Origin of the sequence: Bradyrhizobium sp. BLXBL-03 (genome assembly GCF_051853015.1) — a bacterium.
Lineage (GTDB): Bacteria > Pseudomonadota > Alphaproteobacteria > Rhizobiales > Xanthobacteraceae > Bradyrhizobium > Bradyrhizobium manausense.
Map to the genome: position 1 here is coordinate 2,736,607 of NZ_CP182470.1, position 19,184 is coordinate 2,755,790.

Sequence of the window (19,184 nt, forward strand, 5' to 3'; positions counted from 1 at the left end):
TGATGATGATTGATGGTTCCGGCCGAGCGGCGTTCCCGCCGGCGCCGACTGGCCTTGGCGCGCTTTCTGCAACCGAGATCATGGCCGGCTATCGGCGCAAGGCATTCACCCCGCGCGATGTCGTCGATGACACCATTGCCGCGCTCAAAGCCACGGATGAAGCCTGCAATGCGGTGGTGACGCCGATGTATGAGCAGGCGAGGGCGGAGGCCGATCGTCTCACCAGGGAGATGCGGGCGGGCGACGCCAGGGGACCTCTTGCAGGCGTGCCGGTTACGATCAAGGATCTCGTCTTCGTCGCGGGCGTGCCCGCCTATGCCGGCTCGCCGATGAACACGGCGTTCGTGCCCGACGCCGATGCCGCCGTGGTCTCGGCGCTGAAGGCATCAGGCGCGATCATCACCTGCAAGACAACCACGTGCGAGTCCGGCTACAAGCTGACGGCCGACAGCCCGGTCACCGGCGTTACGCGCAATCCCTGGAATCCCGGTCGTACCAGCGGCGGGTCGAGCGGCGGCGCGGCGGCAGCTGTTGCTGCCGGCTGCGGACCGATCGCGATCGGCACCGACGGCGTCGGCTCGATCCGGGTGCCGTCGTCCTTCTGCGGCGTGTTCGGGTTCAAGCCGACATTCGGCCTCGTGCCGCGCTCGCCGGGATTCTCGCCGCCATCCTGGGCCTCGCTCGCGCATACCGGGCCGATCACGCGTACGGTCGCGGACGCTGCGCTCGCGCTCGAGGTCATCGCCGGCTACGATCTGCGAGATCCGGCAAGCCTTCCGGTTTCGCCGCGGCGTTTCGACGCCAAGGCCGTCCCCTTGAACGGGGTTCGCATCGGCGCCAGCGTCGACCTCGGCTATGCTGCGGTGAGCCCCGACGTGCGCGTCGCCTTCGACAAGGCGCTTGCCGTCCTGGAATCCTGCGGCGCGAAGGTGAGCCTGGATGGTCCAGGACTGGACCCCGGAATATTGGAGCATACGCTGAAGCCGATCGCCTTCACGGAGCAGGCTGCGGCCGTTGCGGGCAGAACGAGCATCGACCTTGCCGGTTCGGAAAGCGACTACCGCGAGGTCGTCAGCGCCGGCCGTCGTTACAGCGGGACCGACTACGTCGAAGCGGGTTATCGCCGCGGGCAGGCACGCGCCGCATTCCTGAAGCTCTTCGAGCGGATCGACGCACTGGTCACGCCGACGGTCGCCGTGACGGCGTTTGGAGCCGGACAGCTCGGTGTTGACCACATCGACGGCGTCGCAGTCGATCCGCATCTCGGCTGGTCACCCTTCACTTGGCCCATCAATCTGTCGGGGCTCCCGGCGGCGACGCTGCCCTGCGGTTTTGATCGCGACGGCCTACCGATCGGTCTGCAGATCGTGGCGCACTGGCTCGATGAGCCGACGATCTTCCGAATTGCCGCCGCATTCGAAGAGGCGCAGCCATGGTCGAGCTACTGGCCGCCGCTGGTGCGTCGGGAACAAAAACCCGTCAGCGCGCGCGCGTGAGCGGGAGATCAGGACAGCTCGATCGGAATGCCGCGACCGCTGAGCTCTTCGTCGAGACGCAGATAATGCGCGAGGTAGTCATGCAGCGCGGTCGCCGCCTTTGAGGTGGCGCCGCTCGATTTGTAGAGCAGCAGCTCGATCTTCGGCAGCGGCGGCAATCCCTCGCTGGATCCGATCTCGCGCATCGCCGGGACCAGCGCGCTGCGGCCGAGCACGGTGACGGCCATGCCAGCGAAGGCCGCGGCCTGCAGGCCGCCGACACTTTCGCTGACGCAGGCGACGCGCCACCGCAGGTTCGCGCGCTCGAGCGTGTCGATCGCGTAGTCGCGATAGATGTTGCCCGGGGGCAGCAGAGCGAGCGGAATCGGCCGTTCCTGATGCGCGGCGGATTGCTCGCCGGTCATCCAGACGAGCTGCTCGCGGCGGACCACCTGGCCGCCGGTGAAATCATTCATGCGGGTGACGAGCGCGATGTCGACGTCGCCGCGCTTGACGAGGCCGACCAGCGGCGTCGAGAGCGCACAGTTGAGCTCGACCTGTACACGCGGAAAGGATTTGCGAAATACGCTGAGTATCGACGGCAGCATGAAGGCCGCGTAGAGATCCGGCGTGCCGAGGACGACCTGGCCCTCGATCTCCTGCGAGGCCAGCTGCGAGATCAGCTCGTCGTGCAGCCGCAGGATGGACTTGGCGTAGGTCAGGACCGTGGTGCCATCCTCGGTCAGCGTGAGCCGGCGCCCGCCATGGAGAAAGAGCTGCTTGCCGGTCAGCTCCTCCAGCCGCTGCAGCTGCAAGGTGATGGCCGGTTGAGTGCGGCCGAGCCGGCGCGCAGTCTCGGTGATGCTGCCGGTCTCGACAACCGAGATCAACGATCTGAGCATACGGATATCGAGACTGATCAGGTTCATAAGGCAATCCGTTTTGCTCAGAAACTATGCAATTCCCATGCTAGACGACCCATTCCGCGATCAGCACGATGGCCGCCAGTCAAGTCGGCTTGCGTCTCGGCGGTCGGCTTGAGCGATGCAGGCCGCGGACCTCCTGTTGCTGGAAAAGCTCGGCGCAAACCCCGCGCAACCATTGGCTTGCGGGATCATGATGGAATCGGGCGTGCCAGTATTGTTTGACTGTAAAGCTGGGGATTGGTAGCGGGCACGCGAGCACGCGCAGCCCGTAATAGTGTGCCAGGGTTTCGCCGATGTGGCGCGGCAGCGTGGCGATCAGGTCGGTGGTTCCGACGATCGCGGGCAGGCCGAGAAAGCCCGGCAGCTCCAGCGCGATGTCCCGCTCGATCCCCTGTTCGCGGGAGGCGTCAGCGAGCAGCTGATGCCCCGTGCCGGACCGAATGAGCACGTGAGCCTCACACCTGAAATCTTTGAGCGTGACGCGGTCCTTGATGCGGGGATGATGCGCGTTCGCCAAACAGACCCAATCCTGCGGAAACAGCGCCTGCTGGAAATGGCCGGCATCAAGATCCGAGATGTAGCCGAGCGCGAGATCGCCCTCGCCGGACTGAAGCATGCGAGGCGTATCCATGCCGATCTGCGCCGCCTCGATCCGGATGCCCGGCGCGACGCGGCGAACATGGGCGAGGATGGCAGGAAGCAGCGTCACATGGCTCGCGTCCGTCATGCAGATGCTGAAGCGCCGTTTGGCGGTGGCTGGATCGAAGTCCGTGCGCAGGTCGGCCAGCCGCCGCAGCATTTCCAGTGCCTGCCTTGCGGTGCCGATAAGCGCCTCGGCCCGAGGCGTGGGCAGCATTCCTTCCGGCGAACGGACGAACAGCGGATCGTCGAGTTCCTGCCGCAGGCGGGCAAGCCAGATTGACACCGTCGGCTGGCTTTGACCCAGCCTCTCGGCCGCCTTGGTGACGCTGCCCGTGGTGAACAGCGCGTCGAACAGCCTGAGCAGGCGGGGGTCGAGCAGGTTGGTGTGGGGCAGGTCACGACGCGTCATTGCGATTCACAATAATCAATATAAGTCCCATAGCATATCAAAATGTTCCGCCGGCTGCTATCGGGGCTTCCAACGCCAAAAGTTGCGCAGGAAGAAGCGTTCGGATGAGAATCTGCTTTGTCGGAGCGGGGGCTTTGGGCTCGACGATCGGCGGCACGCTGGCGCGGGGCGGGGCAGACGTCTTCCTGATCGATCCGTTCCGTGCACACGTCGAAGCGATCAATGCGCATGGCCTCCGCATGCTGGAAGGCGATGTCGAGAGCATTGCAAAGGTCACCGCGTGCACCTCCGCGGCCGAGGTCGGTGGGGTGGCGGACCTCGTCATCGTCCTCGTCAAGTCCTACCACACGCGGGATGCGATCCGGGCGGCCGCGCCGATCATCGGGCCGCAGACGGTCGTGATGTCGCTGCAGAACGGCCTTGGCCACGAAGACATCCTTGCGGAGGAAGTCGGTCGTAACAGGGTCATGGCAGGAAAGACCTATGTTGGCGGCGTGCTGCTCGGCCCGGGTCATGTTCGCTCCGGAGTGGTCGGCAAGGAAACCATCATCGGCGAGCTCGATGGACGCTTGACCGAACGCGCACAGCGGATTTCCGAGACGTTCAATCGTGCCGGCATTCTCACGCTGCTCAGCGACAACATCCTTGGGACGATGTGGGACAAGCTGTTCATCAACGTCGCCGGAGGAGGAATCACCGCCGTTACCGGGCTGACTTATGGCGGCCTCTATTCACTGCCGGTCCTGGAAGAGTGTGCGCTCGCGGCGATTTCCGAGGGCATCATGGTGGCGCAGGCCGCAGGCGTGAAGATTTCGATCACCGATCCGCGCCGCGCGTGGACCATGGCGTCTGCCGGGCTGCCGCCCGAGTTCAAGACCTCGATGCTGCAGAGCCTGCAATCGGGCAATCTGACCGAGGTCGATTACATTCACGGCTCGGTCGTGCGCTGGGGCGCCAAGCTCAACATGCCGACCCCCGTGAATTCCACCATCGTCGCGTTGGTCAAGGGCCTGGAATATGCCCGCACCGACTACCCTGGAAAGGCCTGAGGCGATGACGCTCCCCCGCGCCTATGTCGAACACGTTGCCATCCGGGTGCCGGATGTCGACCGCCACGTCGATTTCTTCCGCCAGGTGCTTGGCCTCGGTATCCGCGACGAGCAAGCGGCCGAAGGCGCGCGCCCGCGCCAGGTATGGGTGCTCGGAAGCGTGCAACTCATCGAGGATCCGAACTTCGTCGGACCGGAGGGGCGTCTCGCCCATCTCGGCATCATGGTCGACGACTACGAAGGTGTGCTCGCCCGTGCTGCTGCATGGGGCGCCAAAGCGCTGCCAGCCGGCCCGAACTGGCTCGAGCTGCCGGGCGGGCTGAACGTCGAAATCTTGCAAGCCAGCGCGGGTGCCGTGGAAGCGGCGCTGGCGATCAATCCACGGGCCTAAAGGAACACGCGACATGAGCGATGAGCGCTACTGGGACGATGCCAAGGTCGGCGACGAATGCGTCACCCCCGCGGTGACGGTCACCGAAGCAATGGTGAATGCCTATGCCGAGTTGACAGGCGATTTCACGCCTGTTCATGTCGACGAGGAATACGCCAAGACCACGCCCTTCGGCACGCGCGTCGCGCACGGGCTGTTTGGCCTGTCGCTGGCCGACGGTTTGAAGACCCGCGCCGACTACCGCTTCCTTCCGGGAATGTCGCTGGGCTGGACCTGGGATTTCAAGCTGCCGATCAAGCTCGGTGACACCGTGCACGTCAAGTTCCGCGTTGGCTCGATGCGCGCCACGAAGCGCGAAGGGTGGGGCATCGTGGTGCTGCCCTCGGAGCTGATCAATCAGCGCGGCGAAGTGGTGCAGCTCGGCGAGCACCGTCTGATGATTCCGATGCGCCCGAAGACCAACGCCGCGGGAGAGCAGGCATGACCGCACAAGATCTGCCTCTCAAAGGCATTCGCGTCATCGACTACAGCCATTTCCTGGCAGGCCCGTTCATGGGGCGTTGCCTCGCCGCGATGGGCGCTGAGGTCATCAAGGTGGAGCGTCCCAAGCAAGGCGATGCGGGTCGCGCCCATGGCTATTTCAAGGACGGGCAATCCGGCTACTTCCTGCAGCAGAACATGGGCAAGCAGGGCCTGTGCATCGACCTGCGCGACAAGCGCGGTCTGGACATGATGATGAAGCTGGTCGACACGGCCGATGTCTTCATCGAGAACTATCGTCCCGGCGCGCTCGATCGCCTCGGGCTCGGCTACAAGGCGCTGTCGGCGCGCAATCCCAAACTGATCTACTGCTCGGTCTCTGCCTATGGCCACACCGGTCCCTATGCCGATCGTCCGGGCTTCGGCCTGATCGCAGAGGCGATGTCGGGCGCTCTGGCGCAACTGGGCAATCCCGGCGAAGCGCCGCCGCTGCTGCGGATGCCATTGGCCGACATGTATACCGGCATTCACGGTGTGGCTGCGATCAATGCCGCGCTGGTCGGCCGCGCGTCGTCCGGTCGCGGCCAGCATATCGATCTCGCGCTGTACGACTGCATGGTCTCGATGCACGACTATGCGGTGCAGCGCTACTTCCTCTCCGGCGGTACCGACCTCCCGAAGCAGACCGGCAGCGGTCAGCCGGATTCGACCGTCTACGGCGTGTTCCCGGCCAGGGACGGCAATCTTGTCATCGCTGCGCAGGTCGACGATGCTTGGCGACGATTGGCGAGCCTGATCGGGGGAGACAATTTGGCATCCGACCAACGCTTCACCACGCCTGCCGCGCGCAACGCTCATTATGCCGAGGCGATGGAGATTGTGCGCAGCTGGACGCTGTCGCAACCCTCTCGGGACGCCTGTCTTGCCGCACTCGACGAAGCAGGTGTGCCGTCGGCTCCCGTGCAGACCATCGAGGAGGTCGTGAAGGATCCGCAGATTCAGGCGCGCGGCATGCTGGTCGAGCAGCAGCATCCCGTGCTCGGCAAGGTGACGTTGCCGAACCTGCCGTTCCGGTTCTCCGATTGCGACACCACGGTGCGTACTCCGGCGCCGCTGCTGGGCCAGGACAATCGCCGGATTGCACAGTCGCTGGGCCTGTCGGCCGATCTCGTTGAGGCGATGGTGCGTGACGGCGTGCTCTACAACGAAGTCGCAGTGCAGGAGTGAGCGATGAGCGACCGTTATGCGGTGATCGGCAATCCGATCGGCTTCAGCAAATCACCTCTCATCCATGGCACTTTCGCCAGGATGACAGGACAGGACCTTGTCTATGAGGCGATCGAGGGGCCCCTCAATGGCTTCAACGAACGGGTTGATCAGTTCCGGACAGAGGGCGCCAAGGGGCTGAACATCACCGCGCCGTTCAAGCTCGATGCCTTCGCCTACGCAAACGAGCTTTCAGAGAGCGCCGACCGAGCTGGCGCCGTAAACTGCCTGAAGTTCGTCGGCGATCGGATCATTGGCGAGAATTTCGACGGGATCGGCCTTGTACGGGACATCACGGTCAATCTCGGCGTCCCGATGGCCGGCCGGCGCGTCCTGATGCTCGGGGCTGGAGGGGCGGCGCGTGGCGCGCTGCTGCCGTTCCTGCGCCAGGAGCCGTCCGAGCTGGTTCTCGTCAACCGAACGCTGTCGAAGGCGGTCGCATTGGCCGAAGAGTTTGCGGGCTGCGGCCCCCTGATGGTCAGCGGCTACGCTGAGCTGGCCGACCTTGCCGAGGGCTATGACGTCGTGGTCAACGCGACGTCGGCCAGCCTGCGCGGCGAAATGCCGCCGCTTCCGCGCAATGTCTTCCGCGGTGCAAAACTGGCCTACGAACTTGCCTACGGCAAGGGGCTGACTCCCTTTCTGCAAGCGGCCCGCGCCGAAAGCGTCGCCAAGCTGGCCGACGGCGTCGGCATGCTGGTCGAGCAGGCCGCCGAAGCTTTTGCCTGGTGGCGCGGCGTTCGGCCGGGCACGGCCCAGGTCATCGCCGAACTGACCATCCCCTTGAGCTGAAGGGCGATACCGAATATGCATCCCAAACCCAGCTTCCTTGTCGGCCTGATCGGCAGCGGCATTGCTGCGTCGCGCACTCCGCCCATGCACGAAGCGGCTGCTGACGCCGCCGGCATCCGCTATCTCTACAAGAAGATTGACTTGACTGAGTTGAAACTTGGAGCCGAAGCGCTGCCGGAATTGCTGATGGCGGCAAAGCGGATGGGCTTTGACGGGCTGAACGTGACCCATCCCTGCAAGCAGGCCATCATCCCACTCCTGGACGAGCTTTCGCCCGACGCCGAGGCGCTCGGTGCCGTGAACACCGTGGTCATCAGGAACGGTCGGATGACCGGCCACAACACCGACTGGTTCGGCTTTGCCGAGAACTTTCGCCGCAACATGCAGGGTGCGCCGCTCGGTCGGGTCGTCCAGTTTGGCGCGGGCGGAGCGGGCGCGGCGGTTGCGTTCGCGCTCATGAAGCTCGGCGTGCGGGAACTGACCATTGTCGATGTCGACTTGGCCAAAGCGCAGAGTTTGGTAAATAGCTTGTCTCCCCGATTTGCGGAGGGGCGCTTGAGGGCTGGCCAGGATGTTGCCGCGTACGTCGCTGCCGCCGACGGAATCGTCAACGCGACGCCGATCGGCATGGACAAGTATCCAGGCACGCCGCTGCCGACGGATCTGCTGCGTCCCGATCTGTGGGTCGCCGAGATCGTCTATTTCCCGCTGGAAACCGCCCTGCTGCGCACGGCACGCAGCCGCGGCTGCCGCACCGTCGACGGTGGTGGCATGGCGATCTTCCAGGGCACCGAAGCATTTCGCCTGTTCACGGACATCTCACCTGATCCGGACGTCTTCTTCGCCACTTTTGCATCCCTGGGTGGGTGATGTCTGGCCGATGGGCGAGCGGCACGCACAACGCCCGAGAGGAAACGCTTAATGGGCTATACGCTCGATTTCTCGGTGGTTTGGCATGCGATGCCCGCCCTGCTGTGGGGGTGCGTGGGGACATTGGGCCTGGCGCTCGCCGGCATGACGCTCGCGATGGTGATCGGTGTCGCCGGCGTTGCGGCGCGCGATTCGAAAGCGGCCTGGTTGCGGGCCGTCGTGATCGGCTTCGTCGAGGTCGTGCGCAATACGCCTTTCCTGGTGCAGATCTTCTTTCTGTTCTTCGCGCTGCCGCTGATCGGGTTGAAGCTCAATCCAACCGCGACCGCCATTATCGCTCTCGGTGTCAATGGCGGTGCCTATGCCATCGAGATCATCCGCGGCGGGGTGCAGTCCATTCATAAAGGGCAGGTGGAGGCCGGCTACGCGCTCGGACTGCACAAAGGACAGGTGTTCCGGTTCATTGTGCTCAAGCCCGCGCTTCGCGCGATCTACCCCTCGCTCACGGGCCAGTTCATCATGCTGACGCTGACCTCGTCGATCTGTTCGGCGGTATCAGCCTACGAATTGACGTCGGTTGCCCAGCGCATCGAAAGCGATACCTTCCGTAGCTTCGAGGTGTATTTCTCCGTCACCTTCCTCTATCTCGCGATCTCCTGGCTGTTGATGCTGGGCTTTGCGGCGATCTCTCACCGCTTCTTCTCTTATCCGACACGCTGAGGGGGCGATCATGACACCGCATTTTGGTCTTCCCGAGTTCGGCTTCCTGCTGCGTGGGCTGCAATGGACGGTGCTGCTGACGCTGGTCGCATTCGCTGGCGGCTGCACGGCGGGGCTGGCCGTCGCATTGCTGCGCACCTGTGGTCACAAGGGCGTGGAATGGGCCACCCGCATCTACATCGGGATATTCCAGGGCACGCCACTGCTGCTGCAGCTTTTCGTCGTGTATTATGGCTTGGCGCTCACCGGGCTGAAGCTCGACGCCTTCGTCGCGGTGGCGATCGGCTTCACCGTGAATGCCTCCGCGTTCCTTGGCGAGATCTGGCGCGGCGCGATTGAGGCCGTGCCGCGTGGCCAGACCGAGGCGGCGATGGCGCTCGGATTGCACTATTCGTCCCGCATGCGCGACATCGTGCTGCCACAGGCAATCCGCATCTCGCTGCCCGCGACGATCGGCTATCTCGTGCAGCTCATCAAGGGCACGTCGCTCGCCGCCATCGTCGGTTTCATCGAACTCGCCCGCGCCGGTCAAATCGTATCGAACCAGACTTTCCAGCCGTTGCTCGTGTTCGGCGTGGTCGGCGCGATGTATTTCATCCTCTGCTGGCCCCTGTCATGGTGGGGCAGCCGGATGGAGGCCAGGCTCGCCCTGGCCAGCCAAAGGTAGCAACGGCGCACCTATTCAATCACAAACAGCCATCACCAGGAGGAGATACTTATGTTGTTTTCACGTAATCGTCGCCAGTTCGGAGCCGCGCTGCTGGCGTTGGCGGCCGTCGCCATCGCGGGCAAATCGCAGGCCGGCACGTTGGACGATGTGAAGAAGAAGGGCGTCGTCGTCATCGGCATTCAGGGCGACAATCCTCCCTGGGGCTATGTCGACAGCTCGGGAAAGCAGGATGGCATCGACGCCGACATGGGCCGCGCCTTCGCCGACTATCTCGGCGTGAAGGCCGAGTTCGTTCCGCTCGCGGTGGCCAATCGTATTCCGGCGCTGACCACGGGCCGCGTCGACATTCTGTTCGCGACCATGGCCATGCTGCCCGAGCGCGCAAAGGCGGTGCAATATTCCAAGCCATATGTCGCCAACGAGATTACGCTGGTGGCGGCCCAGGCAACCCCGATCAACAGCAATGCCGACATGGCCAAGTTCGTGATCGGCGTTCCCCGGTCCTCGACGCAGGACACCCAGGTCACCAACAATGCTCCGGCGGGCACCGAAATCCGCAGGTTTGATGATGATGCGGCCACGATCCAGGCGCTGCTCTCGGGCCAGGTGCAGGCCGTCGGCGCGAACAGCTTCTACCCGCAGCGCCTGAACGCCGCAAAGCCGGAGCTCGGGTTCGAGCCCAAGCTTCACTTCACCGCTCTGTATAACGGGGCCTGCACCCGCCTCGGGGACAAGGAGTGGAACGAGACGGCCAACAAGTTCATCGACCAGATCAAGTCGAACGGCAAGCTGACCAGCTTCTACGCCAAATGGATGAAGGCGCCCGTGCCGATCTTCCCGGACTCGGTCCCCGGCGTTCCCTTCACAGTTCAGTAGCCACCCGCGAGCGGCCGACGCGCGATCCGCGTTGGCCGCCGTCCGATAGCGGAGCCGAATCCATGCAGGACGATATCCTGATCGAAATGAAGGGCGTGCAGAAATGGTACGGCGGGTACCAGGCTCTCCGTGATGTCAATCTCATCGTGCGCAAGGGCGAGAAGATCGTGCTCTGCGGCCCGTCTGGCTCAGGCAAATCGACGCTGATCCGCTGTATCAACCGTCTCGAGGCGATCGAGCAGGGCAGCATCGTGGTGAACGGTCATCGGCTTGACGACAGCATCAAGGCCATCGATGTCGTACGTCAGGACGTCGGCATGGTCTTTCAGAGCTTCAACCTCTTTCCGCATATGACTGTCCTGCAGAACTGCATGCTCGCGCCCATCCGCGCGCGCCGCATCGGCAAGACCGAGGCGGAAGCGACCGCGCGAAAATATCTCGAGCGCGTTCGCATCGGCGACCAGGCCGAGAAATATCCGGCTCAGCTTTCGGGCGGACAGCAACAGCGTGTGGCGATCGCGCGCGCGCTCTGCATGCAGCCCAAGGTCATGCTGTTTGATGAACCGACCTCGGCGCTCGACCCTGAGATGGTCAAGGAGGTGCTCGATACGATGATCGGCCTCGCCAATGACGGCATGACCATGATTTGCGTCACCCACGAGATGGGCTTTGCCCGCCAGGTCGCCGACCGGGTCATCTTCATGGCTGAAGGGCAGATCATCGAAGAAGGCGAGCCCGAGGCGTTCTTCCGCAATCCCCAGCATGCCCGCACCAGGCAGTTCCTTGGCGAAATCCTCGCCCATCACTGAACGGAGTTCTCTTATGAGTCGTCTAGTTTACGTCCTCAACGGCCCAAATCTCAATTTGCTCGGCAAGCGCCAGCCCCACATCTATGGTCACGAGACGCTTGCGGACGTGGAGCGGGACTGTCGGGCGCTGGGCAAGGAGCTCGGGCTGGAGCTTCGCTTCCATCAATCCAACCGGGAATACGAACTGATCGACTGGATCCACGAGGCGCGCGAGACGGCTGCCGGAATCGTGATGAATCCCGCAGCTTTCACCCATACGTCGGTCGCCATCCTGGATGCTTTGAACACGTTCGAGGGCACGGTGATCGAGGTGCATATTTCCAACGTGCACAAGCGCGAGGAATTCCGTCACCACTCGTTTATCTCCAAACGGGCCGATGGGGTCATCGCAGGCTTCGGCACTCAAGGGTACCTGCTCGGCTTGCGGCGTGTGGCCAAGCTGCTTGATGAGACGAAGGGATAGCATCGCATGAGCGCACCCGTCCGCCTCTCGGTCATGGGAGCGGGCCTCATCGGCAAGCGACACATCGAGCACGTTCTCGCGCGGCCGGAGGCGATGCTGTCGTCAATCGTCGATCCGATGCCGGCGGCCCGAGAGCTGGCGGCATCGCTGAAGGTGGACTGGTTTCCGTCGTTTCAGGACATGCTCTTCGGAAATCGGCCGGAGGGGGTGGTTGTCGCCACCCCCAACCAGATGCACGTGGCCAACGGCATGGATTGTATCGCGGCTGGCATCCCGGCGCTGATCGAGAAGCCGCTGGCGGATGAGATCGTCGCTGCGCAGGGGCTGGTCGAAGCCTCGGAGCGGGCGAGCGTGCCGCTGCTCACCGGCCATCACCGCCGGCATAATCCGATGATCCGGCGCGCCAAGGCGGAGATCGACAGCGGCCGGCTCGGCCAGATCGTCTCGGTGCATGGCATGTTCTGGCTGATCAAGCCGGACGACTATTTCGACGTGGCCTGGCGCCGCGAAAAAGGGGCGGGGCCTGTTTTCCTGAATCTCATCCACGATGTCGACCTGTTGCGGTACCTGTGCGGGGATATCGTCGCGGTGCAAGCCGCGCAATCCAATCGGCTGCGCGGAAACGCGGTCGAGGAGACCGCGGTGATCATCCTGCACTTCGCCTCCGGCGCGCTTGGAACGGTCAATGTCTCGGATACCATCCAGTCGCCCTGGAGCTGGGAATTCACCGCCGGTGAGAACCCGGCCTACACCCATACGCAGGAGGCGTGCTACCAGATCGGCGGCACGAGGGCATCGCTGGCCATTCCGCAACTCGACCTATGGCATCACCCAAGCAAGGCGAGCTGGTGGGCGCCGATCGAGCGCGAGCGGTTGAGCTATGAGAAGGCAGACCCGCTTGGTCTGCAGATCGCCAATTTCTGTGGGGTTATCCGCGGTACGGCCAAGCCTGTGGTGAGCGGGCGCGAAGGGCTGAAAACCCTCGGCGTGATCGACGCAGTCAAGCGCGCGGCGGAAAGCGGAGCTCTCGTGCCGGTTTGATACCGAAACGCAGGGCGCCCGCCCCGAGATATCTGCGTCTGGAAATGTCGGCCGTCCGAAATTCGCAGGCCGATAGGTGCAGATGTCCCGGGGGATTTGCCTGCCCGTGATTGAGTTTCACCTCGCGCCAGAGCCCTTCAGCGCATTCCAAGCCGCCTGATTGGCCTGATCGAACGCCTTGCGAGACTCGGCGAGCGCTGCGCCCAGCACCGTCCACGACTCGCTGCCGGCCTGCTTCAGCTTCTGCAGACGTGCCTCGGCCTCTGACGCATCGGATTTCATCTGCTTGAGGGCGGCATCGAAATCCCCGGTATGCGTTGCGGCGACCTTGCCAGCCGCCTCGCGGAACTTGTCGGCCGCCTCGCGCCAGGCCTTCGCCTGCGCGGCGGCGATGTCCTTGAACGTAGCCTGCTGCTGCCCGAGCTGCTTGCCGGCGCTCTCGAAGTAAACCTTCATCTGCGCCTCGAAGCCGTTCCACTGCTTTTCGAGCTCTGTCTTGTTGCGTGCCCAGGCTGCCTCGCCGGCTTCGGCTTGTGCCTTGAGCTGCACCTGAAATTCGTCGCGGCGCTTCTTCAGGTCGGCGATGATCTGCTCGGCCTTGACCTTGGACTCCGCCTTGGCCTCGCCCGCCTTGACCTCGAACGAGGCGAGCGCGGCGTCCATTTCGTCGATGCGCTCCTTGGCCCAATTCAGGTAAAAATGCATGCTGCTCTGTTCTGACATGATCGTCTCCGTGACTGTTCGACCTGGATGATGTCCGGGCCTGGCTTTGCTCGTGTTGACTTGGGTCAATTGCCTCGCCGTTTGATGCGCGGTCCCTCAGGCCGCGAGAAAGGGAAGCAACGCTACCTCTTCGTCCCTGGCTGTTGGCCGAGTGCGAGATGGTCCGGAGGCAATCGCCGCGTAGAAGTCGCTCGGGGCCATCAGCTTGGCATCGCCTGGCAGCACATCCTCACTGAAAAGCGCCTCGCAGACGCGCAGGGCGTTCGCATGACGGTTATCTTCCGCGAAGTTGAGCTGGAGACAGTGCCTGGTCTCGTTCCGGTTGGCTTGCTTGACAGGAGACATGCCAGAATTTCCATCTCGTATGCTTCTTCGTAACGTGCGCGCAGCATCTGTGCATCGCCCCGGATGCGACGCGCAATTGGCGTCAAAAGACCAGGGCCCTCTCACCGGCTCGGATCGAGCCGCGCGCCTGTTGCCGCAGATAGTCATGCACCACCGTTCCGAGGCCGAGCGTGAGGTCGGCGCGGATGTGGACGGCGGAGATGATCTCGAGTACCGGCAGTTCGGCCACGGGCGCCAGCGCATGTGGCGTCAACGCGAGGGCCGCAGGCCCGGTCCAGGCGCCCTTCAGCACGACATCCTCGAGCCGGTATTGAACGAGCTCGCAGATCCGCGGGCTGCCGTCGACGTGCGGGATGATCTTGAGCAGGAAGTTGGGCTCGCTGAGCGCTGCCTTGACTTTCGTCAGATCGGCCTCGCGGTGCTTGTAGCCCATCGTCCCGGTCGCGACGCGCAGCGGGCCGTAATCCAGCGTGCCGATCAGGGTATCGATCTCGGTTCTCAACGTCGGCTGCGCGAGCTTTTTCGGGAAGCCCCATAGCTCGCGCCCGCCGGCAATGGGTCCTTCGTCGTTGAGGAACATGCAGTGCGTGTAGCCGCCCTTGCGTCCGCGGAAGCAGACGGGAATGACTTGCCCGCTTTCCGTATAGTCGCCGAAGCCATTGGAATCGGGCATGCGGATGAACTCGTATTTGACGAGAGCCTCTCGCTCGTCGACCTCCAGCGGCTCCGGCACCACGGCTCGCAGCTTGGCTGGATCGGTGCGATAGGTGATGATCAGGTATTCGCGATCGACGAACCGGTACGGCCCCGGCGGATAAGCCGGGTTCGTCAGCGGCATGGCGAAGGCGCGTTGTTTCACATCAGTCTCGCGCATCAATGTTCTCTCCAGGCGATGGGTTGGGGCTATTCGCGGCCGTCATGTTCGAGATCGAAGGTGAAGACCCCGTCGGGGCTCGTAGGCCGGGCGAGTACCTCGGGATGGCGCAGTGTGCGTAGCGCATCGTGATAGCCGGCGCGCCAATGGTCTTGCATCGACAGCCGCGAGAACTCGTAGTCCTTGGAATGGCCTTCGTGATTGCGCGCGCGATAGATCAGATGAACGATGTTGTAGACGTTGCGGCAGACCGCGGTGCTGAGCAGCTTCACGTCCTCATGCTGGGTGAGATCCTCCGGCAGCCGGCCGAGCAGATCCGTCAGCGCGCGCCGCAGGCGCTGCACCCGCTTGAACTGGTCGGTGCTGGCGCGCGTGCGGCTCGAATACTGGATTTCCTTGTGGCGCGTGACGACTTCGGCCATGTTGCGCGGAAGTTGACCGCGCGCGCTCCAGAGGTCGACCTGGAACGCGAGCATGTCCTGCGGCGCATCAGTTTCGATCACCCATTGCAGCGGCGTGTTGGAGACGAGGCCGCCGTCCCAGTAGTGCTCGCCCTCGATTTCGACGGCCGGAAAGCCGGGCGGCAGCGCGCCGCTGGCCATGATGTGCTCCGGCTGGATGGTATGTGTCGTGTTGTCGAAATAGACGAAATTCCCGGTTCGGACGTTGACGGCGCCGGCACTGAAGCGCGTCAGCCCGGCGTTGAGACGATCGAAGTCGACCAGGCGCTCCAGCGTGGTCCTGAGCGCGCGCGTGTCATAGATGCTGGTCGCATCGCTGGCTCCGCCGGGCTGCAGCCAGGGCAGGATGGGACGGGCGGAGAAAAAGCCGGTTGCGCCACACGTGGCCGCAAGACCGGCGCTCATCTGGTTGATGAGGTTGCGCGTGCTGTCGGTCTTTGCCCAATCGCTGAGAGCGGACCACTCCCACGGCGCCGTCGAAGTGACCTGGGTCCAGAAATCGCGCAAACGGTCGACGCGGGACTCCGGTGGATTGCCGGCGATGATGGCGGCATTGATCGCGCCGATCGAAATGCCGGCGACCCAATCGGGCTGAATGCTGGCTTCGTCCAAGGCTTCATAGACGCCGGCTTGATAGGCACCGAGCGCACCCCCGCCCTGCAACAGCAGGGCGATGCAATCGAATGGCAATTGCCGCTGTGCGGATGAAAGCTGTGACCGGGATTGGAAGTTCATGGAGTTTGCTCTTTGAGGATTGATGGGAAGGCCCGTGTCAACGATCGCCCGAAGCCTGCCTTCTGATCTTGGGCGGCTCGAGCATCACTTCCTTCAAGTGGTCCCCGGATGCGACGACGACCACGAAGTTGAGCCTGCCGTCTTGTCGCATCAATCCGCCGGCAAGAGCGTTGCCTCCTGCAGCCTTCTCGGCGACCTGCACGGCATCAGACAATTCCTGCTTGATCCATTTCAGGGCGACGATCTTGGCGAGATCTTCCCGATCGAGCTCCTTGAGTGAAAATGTCGTCTCCTTGCCCGTGACGTCTCCGGTCTTTGCATCGATGGCATTTTCCCAGACGCGCTCATTTCTGAGCGTGCGGATGCGATACACGGGCGGGCCTGCGATCTCGAAGCTGATGTCGGCCGTCTTCGATCCGCTGTGCAGGCGCTCCGCTATCGCCATCGCCTGGCTGAGCGGGACGCGGGTGGTGCGGAACTCCGAAAGCACGCGGCGGATCGCTGCCTCTTCGGCATCGCTCTGCTCGCTCGCGGCCTGCTTGGTTGCATCAGCGGAATTCTGCACGTCAGCGACCGCTGCGGTCGCGGCGAGCGCAGCGGACCACACGATCGCTGCAAACAAATGGTTCTTGGACATCGGATCAATCTCGATTGGGTTGGTCAGTCGCCTGCAACAGGCGCGTGGGCGACAACGATCTCCTTGTCGGAGGGCGCGGGCAGGGGCTGATTGGTATCGATCGTGACCAGCTCCGGTCCCTTCACGTCGGAGTGGATGCGGATTTCAGGCCGTGCGGGATTCGGCTCGGAAGAGCGACCCGGCAGTTGCGCCGGCAGCGCCCAGTCCGCCAACCATAACAAGCAGACCAGAGCTCCGCCCACCGACAGGAAATAGCCGCGTAGAGGAAGCGCGCTATCGATCGGCTGCCTTGCGCGCATGAACATGGCAGATCGTCGGCTCACGACGGCTCGCTCCCGGCAGTGGAATCACACAGTCTCATCTTCAGATGCTCCACGGGCGCGGATGCCGGCGCGCAAGCGCGGCGTCGAGATAGCCGCGCTCGTCGAGCCAATCGGTCGGACAATAGGTTGCGGCTTTCGGATCCATCGCGAATCCATCACGCTTCAGCGCCGTCAGCGTACCGGTGACGCCGGTCCACACGGCTTTGCCGCTGTCCGGATCGACTTCCATCACGTCAAACACTTCGATGAAGTTCAGCATTGTCGGGACACCCGGCATCGTTTCACGCGGCGTGCGTAAAATTGTCGGACTGGGCGGGTGGAACGCCTCTGCGCGCGAGCTCCGCCTCGATCACGTCGAACACATATTCGATCGGCGCTATCCAGGCGTTGACCCAGCAAATGATGCAGTCCCGGGCGATCAGCAGGGCCGGCGTCATCCGATCGTCCTCCGCTCCAGCCTGATAGTGCCGGGCTTGCGCTCGCTGAACGAATGAGCCGACGCGATCATCGCGATGGTAATGCCGAGCAGCAGGCTCAGCGCCACGAGGCACATGGCGACGACGATGTTCAGCGATGCGGCGGCAAGTCCGGGCAGCGGATTTTCGCGCATCAATGCGAACAGCACGGTTGACATTCTCCGTCTCCTTAATAAAATACACCGTATAGTTCATATAAATCACGCGCGGCGAATGCTGTCAAGACGAGGACCTCACAAGCGCGTGTGCAGGATCAAGGCGGTGAGGCTCCGCCCAACCAGAAGCCTCGAGCAAAGAAAGGATCCGACATGACGAGATTGACGCAAATATTGTTCGCAGCGGTCGTGATTGCGCTTGGCAGCGCATCAGCATCAGCTCAGGAGAACCAGGGCACCGCGGGGCAGAGGGCGGCCTGTGCGCCGGACGCCTTTCGTCTGTGCAGCGCCTACATTCCGGACCCGTCGGGTGTCGAAGCCTGTCTGCGGCAGAGGAAATCGAACCTGAGCGAAGCGTGCAAGGCGGTGTTCGACCAAGCCAGCACCGGTTCGGCCAGGGGCAGATAAGGATTGATGCCGCAACCGGTGCGGCGGGGTTCCTACCCTGAATTGCATCGGCATCGCGGCAGGAGACAGGAGCGATCTCATGAGCACGGTGTACATACCGGCCCTGGCTGCCTTCGGCGGCTCTGCGTTCGGCGCGCTCTCGACCATCGTCAGCGGATGGTTCAGCGGACGCCGAAAACGTCGCGAGCTTCATCATGCCCGCTCGTTTTCGAAGCGCGAACAATTGTACCATTGCTTCATCGAGGAGGCGTCACGGCTCTACGCCGAGGCCCTGGTCAATGATCAGGCCGAAATCCCGCGACTGGTTAGCCTCTATACGCTGGTCGGGCGCATGCGGATATTGTCGAGCAGCGAGGTCGTTCAGGCCGCCGAGAGAGCCGGGCACTTGATCATCGAGACGTATCTCTCGCCAAATCGCACATTCGTCGATCTCCCGAAATTCATCGAGGAGATGGATCCTTTGCGCGATTTCGGCGAGGCCTGCCGCCGCGAGCTGATGACCATTCCGGCGCAGTGAGAGACATCATGCGCAGCCGGATTGAAGGTCGATCGAGCGCCGCCCGCTGTAAGATCGTGCAGGCCGCCATCCATCTCTATGGCGAGATAGGACACAAAAAGACCACCGTTGCTGATATCGCGCAGCATCTGTCGATGTCCTCGGCCAACGTCTACCGCTTCTTTCCCTCGAAGCGGTCGATTGAAGAGGCTGTGGTCGCAGAGCTGCTCGACGAGACGGTGAGTGCTGCAGCTGAGGCGGCCCGGACCCAGGGGCCGGCGCTGCAGCGCCTGGCGGCGATCCTGAAAGCGATTGCCGACTGCAATGAAGGTCGATCGGCGAAGCACCGGCGCGTGCAGGATCTGGTGGCGTTGGCTGCTCGTCAGAACTGGACAGTCGTCCTCGCCTATCACGACAGGATCCGGGGGCTGGTGCGACCAATCATCGGCACGGGGCAAGCACGCGGCGAACTGCAGGGCGGCAGCCCGATGGCGCTGACCTGCTGCCTGCTGGAAGCCATGGACGTCCATCTCAACCCATCGCAGGTCGGCGCTGTGGTGCTGCGACCAAGCTTCGAAGAAATGTTGAGATTTTGTACGAGCGCTTTGCGTCGCGCGCCATCGTTGCAGCCGGCCAAGGTGATACCTCATGGGCAGCTCAGGGCCGGCTGAA

26 protein-coding genes are annotated in these 19,184 nt (G+C 63.4%); 15 read left to right on the forward strand and 11 right to left on the reverse strand.

The genetic code is table 11. From position 1 onward, the window contains the following. Positions 1 to 5 precede the first annotated feature (5 nt). The gene (locus tag ACNJX9_RS12965) at positions 6 to 1,496 is read left to right on the forward strand and encodes an amidase (RefSeq protein WP_439410050.1); all 1,491 of its coding nucleotides are present in this window, start codon (positions 6 to 8) and stop codon (positions 1,494 to 1,496) included. 8 nt (positions 1,497 to 1,504) lie between these two features. On the opposite strand, the gene ACNJX9_RS12970 is transcribed toward ACNJX9_RS12965, so the two are convergent. Then, entirely contained in the window at positions 1,505 to 2,404 is a 900-nt protein-coding gene (locus ACNJX9_RS12970) for a LysR substrate-binding domain-containing protein (protein ID WP_439409123.1), read from the reverse strand. 79 nt (positions 2,405 to 2,483) lie between these two features. Further along, a complete protein-coding gene (locus tag ACNJX9_RS12975) occupies positions 2,484 to 3,452 on the reverse strand; it encodes a LysR family transcriptional regulator (protein WP_439409124.1) in 969 nt (322 codons plus the stop codon). A 104-nt stretch (positions 3,453 to 3,556) separates the two neighbouring features. On the opposite strand from ACNJX9_RS12975, the gene ACNJX9_RS12980 reads away from it, so the two are divergent. From ACNJX9_RS12980 to ACNJX9_RS13035, 12 genes are all read left to right on the forward strand, one after another. Continuing rightward, entirely contained in the window at positions 3,557 to 4,501 is a 945-nt protein-coding gene (locus ACNJX9_RS12980) for a ketopantoate reductase family protein (protein ID WP_057751140.1), read from the forward strand. A 4-nt stretch (positions 4,502 to 4,505) separates the two neighbouring features. Next, positions 4,506 to 4,892, forward strand: a complete 387-nt coding sequence (locus ACNJX9_RS12985; protein ID WP_439409125.1) for a VOC family protein — start codon at positions 4,506 to 4,508, stop codon at positions 4,890 to 4,892. A 13-nt stretch (positions 4,893 to 4,905) separates the two neighbouring features. Further along, positions 4,906 to 5,376 carry a MaoC family dehydratase gene (locus tag ACNJX9_RS12990; protein ID WP_057751134.1) on the forward strand — a complete coding sequence of 157 codons (471 nt, stop codon included), beginning with the start codon at positions 4,906 to 4,908 and terminating at the stop codon, positions 5,374 to 5,376. Continuing rightward, complete coding sequence (locus tag ACNJX9_RS12995; RefSeq protein WP_439409126.1) at positions 5,373 to 6,599, forward strand: CaiB/BaiF CoA transferase family protein; 1,227 nt, start codon at positions 5,373 to 5,375, stop codon at positions 6,597 to 6,599. Before ACNJX9_RS12990 ends, ACNJX9_RS12995 begins: the two co-directional genes overlap by 4 nt. Positions 6,600 to 6,602: 3 nt before the next feature. Further along, entirely contained in the window at positions 6,603 to 7,430 is an 828-nt protein-coding gene (gene aroE / locus ACNJX9_RS13000; protein WP_439409127.1) for a shikimate dehydrogenase, read from the forward strand. 15 nt (positions 7,431 to 7,445) lie between these two features. Then, the gene (locus tag ACNJX9_RS13005; RefSeq protein WP_057751125.1) at positions 7,446 to 8,300 is read left to right on the forward strand and encodes a shikimate dehydrogenase; all 855 of its coding nucleotides are present in this window, start codon (positions 7,446 to 7,448) and stop codon (positions 8,298 to 8,300) included. A 51-nt stretch (positions 8,301 to 8,351) separates the two neighbouring features. Continuing rightward, positions 8,352 to 9,020: an amino acid ABC transporter permease gene (locus ACNJX9_RS13010; protein WP_220001160.1), complete on the forward strand. Its 669-nt coding sequence runs from the start codon at positions 8,352 to 8,354 to the stop codon at positions 9,018 to 9,020. Between the two features lie 10 nt (positions 9,021 to 9,030). Beyond that, entirely contained in the window at positions 9,031 to 9,687 is a 657-nt protein-coding gene (locus tag ACNJX9_RS13015; RefSeq protein ID WP_057751119.1) for an amino acid ABC transporter permease, read from the forward strand. Positions 9,688 to 9,738: 51 nt separating this feature from the next. Further along, positions 9,739 to 10,566, forward strand: a complete 828-nt coding sequence (locus tag ACNJX9_RS13020) for a transporter substrate-binding domain-containing protein (RefSeq protein ID WP_439409128.1) — start codon at positions 9,739 to 9,741, stop codon at positions 10,564 to 10,566. Between the two features lie 62 nt (positions 10,567 to 10,628). Further along, on the forward strand, positions 10,629 to 11,375 hold the full coding sequence (locus ACNJX9_RS13025; RefSeq protein WP_439409129.1) for an amino acid ABC transporter ATP-binding protein: 747 nt from the start codon (positions 10,629 to 10,631) through the stop codon (positions 11,373 to 11,375). Between the two features lie 13 nt (positions 11,376 to 11,388). Beyond that, positions 11,389 to 11,838, forward strand: coding sequence for a type II 3-dehydroquinate dehydratase (aroQ, locus tag ACNJX9_RS13030; protein ID WP_057751113.1), 450 nt, complete (start codon positions 11,389 to 11,391; stop codon positions 11,836 to 11,838). Positions 11,839 to 11,844: 6 nt separating this feature from the next. After that, the gene (locus tag ACNJX9_RS13035; protein ID WP_439409130.1) at positions 11,845 to 12,879 is read left to right on the forward strand and encodes a Gfo/Idh/MocA family protein; all 1,035 of its coding nucleotides are present in this window, start codon (positions 11,845 to 11,847) and stop codon (positions 12,877 to 12,879) included. 117 nt (positions 12,880 to 12,996) lie between these two features. Here ACNJX9_RS13035 and ACNJX9_RS13040 read toward each other — a convergent pair whose 3' ends face one another. The 9 genes from ACNJX9_RS13040 to ACNJX9_RS13080 form a co-directional block, all read right to left on the reverse strand. Beyond that, entirely contained in the window at positions 12,997 to 13,602 is a 606-nt protein-coding gene (locus ACNJX9_RS13040) for a hypothetical protein (RefSeq protein ID WP_057751107.1), read from the reverse strand. A 96-nt stretch (positions 13,603 to 13,698) separates the two neighbouring features. Continuing rightward, positions 13,699 to 13,947, reverse strand: a complete 249-nt coding sequence (locus ACNJX9_RS13045; protein WP_157083620.1) for a hypothetical protein — start codon at positions 13,945 to 13,947, stop codon at positions 13,699 to 13,701. Between the two features lie 82 nt (positions 13,948 to 14,029). Then, entirely contained in the window at positions 14,030 to 14,821 is a 792-nt protein-coding gene (locus ACNJX9_RS13050) for an acetoacetate decarboxylase (RefSeq protein ID WP_439409131.1), read from the reverse strand. A gap of 29 nt (positions 14,822 to 14,850) precedes the next feature. Then, positions 14,851 to 16,017: a DUF3734 domain-containing protein gene (locus ACNJX9_RS13055; protein ID WP_439409132.1), complete on the reverse strand. Its 1,167-nt coding sequence runs from the start codon at positions 16,015 to 16,017 to the stop codon at positions 14,851 to 14,853. Positions 16,018 to 16,054: 37 nt separating this feature from the next. Next, positions 16,055 to 16,654 carry a PepSY domain-containing protein gene (locus ACNJX9_RS13060; protein ID WP_439409133.1) on the reverse strand — a complete coding sequence of 200 codons (600 nt, stop codon included), beginning with the start codon at positions 16,652 to 16,654 and terminating at the stop codon, positions 16,055 to 16,057. Positions 16,655 to 16,677: 23 nt separating this feature from the next. Further along, positions 16,678 to 16,959 (reverse strand): hypothetical protein, encoded by a 282-nt coding sequence (locus ACNJX9_RS13065; RefSeq protein WP_057751092.1) that lies wholly within the window; start codon positions 16,957 to 16,959, stop codon positions 16,678 to 16,680. Positions 16,960 to 17,017: 58 nt separating this feature from the next. Further along, positions 17,018 to 17,236, reverse strand: a complete 219-nt coding sequence (locus tag ACNJX9_RS13070; RefSeq protein WP_439409134.1) for a hypothetical protein — start codon at positions 17,234 to 17,236, stop codon at positions 17,018 to 17,020. A gap of 22 nt (positions 17,237 to 17,258) precedes the next feature. Beyond that, positions 17,259 to 17,414 (reverse strand): hypothetical protein, encoded by a 156-nt coding sequence (locus tag ACNJX9_RS13075; RefSeq protein WP_167353992.1) that lies wholly within the window; start codon positions 17,412 to 17,414, stop codon positions 17,259 to 17,261. Next, positions 17,411 to 17,611 (reverse strand): hypothetical protein, encoded by a 201-nt coding sequence (locus tag ACNJX9_RS13080; protein WP_439409135.1) that lies wholly within the window; start codon positions 17,609 to 17,611, stop codon positions 17,411 to 17,413. Before ACNJX9_RS13080 ends, ACNJX9_RS13075 begins: the two co-directional genes overlap by 4 nt. Positions 17,612 to 18,095: 484 nt before the next feature. Here ACNJX9_RS13080 and ACNJX9_RS13085 point away from each other — a divergent pair, with 484 nt between their 5' ends. Next, complete coding sequence (locus ACNJX9_RS13085) at positions 18,096 to 18,533, forward strand: hypothetical protein (RefSeq protein WP_057751084.1); 438 nt, start codon at positions 18,096 to 18,098, stop codon at positions 18,531 to 18,533. An 8-nt stretch (positions 18,534 to 18,541) separates the two neighbouring features. Then, positions 18,542 to 19,183: a TetR/AcrR family transcriptional regulator gene (locus ACNJX9_RS13090; RefSeq protein WP_439409136.1), complete on the forward strand. Its 642-nt coding sequence runs from the start codon at positions 18,542 to 18,544 to the stop codon at positions 19,181 to 19,183. Position 19,184: the final 1 nt, after the last annotated feature.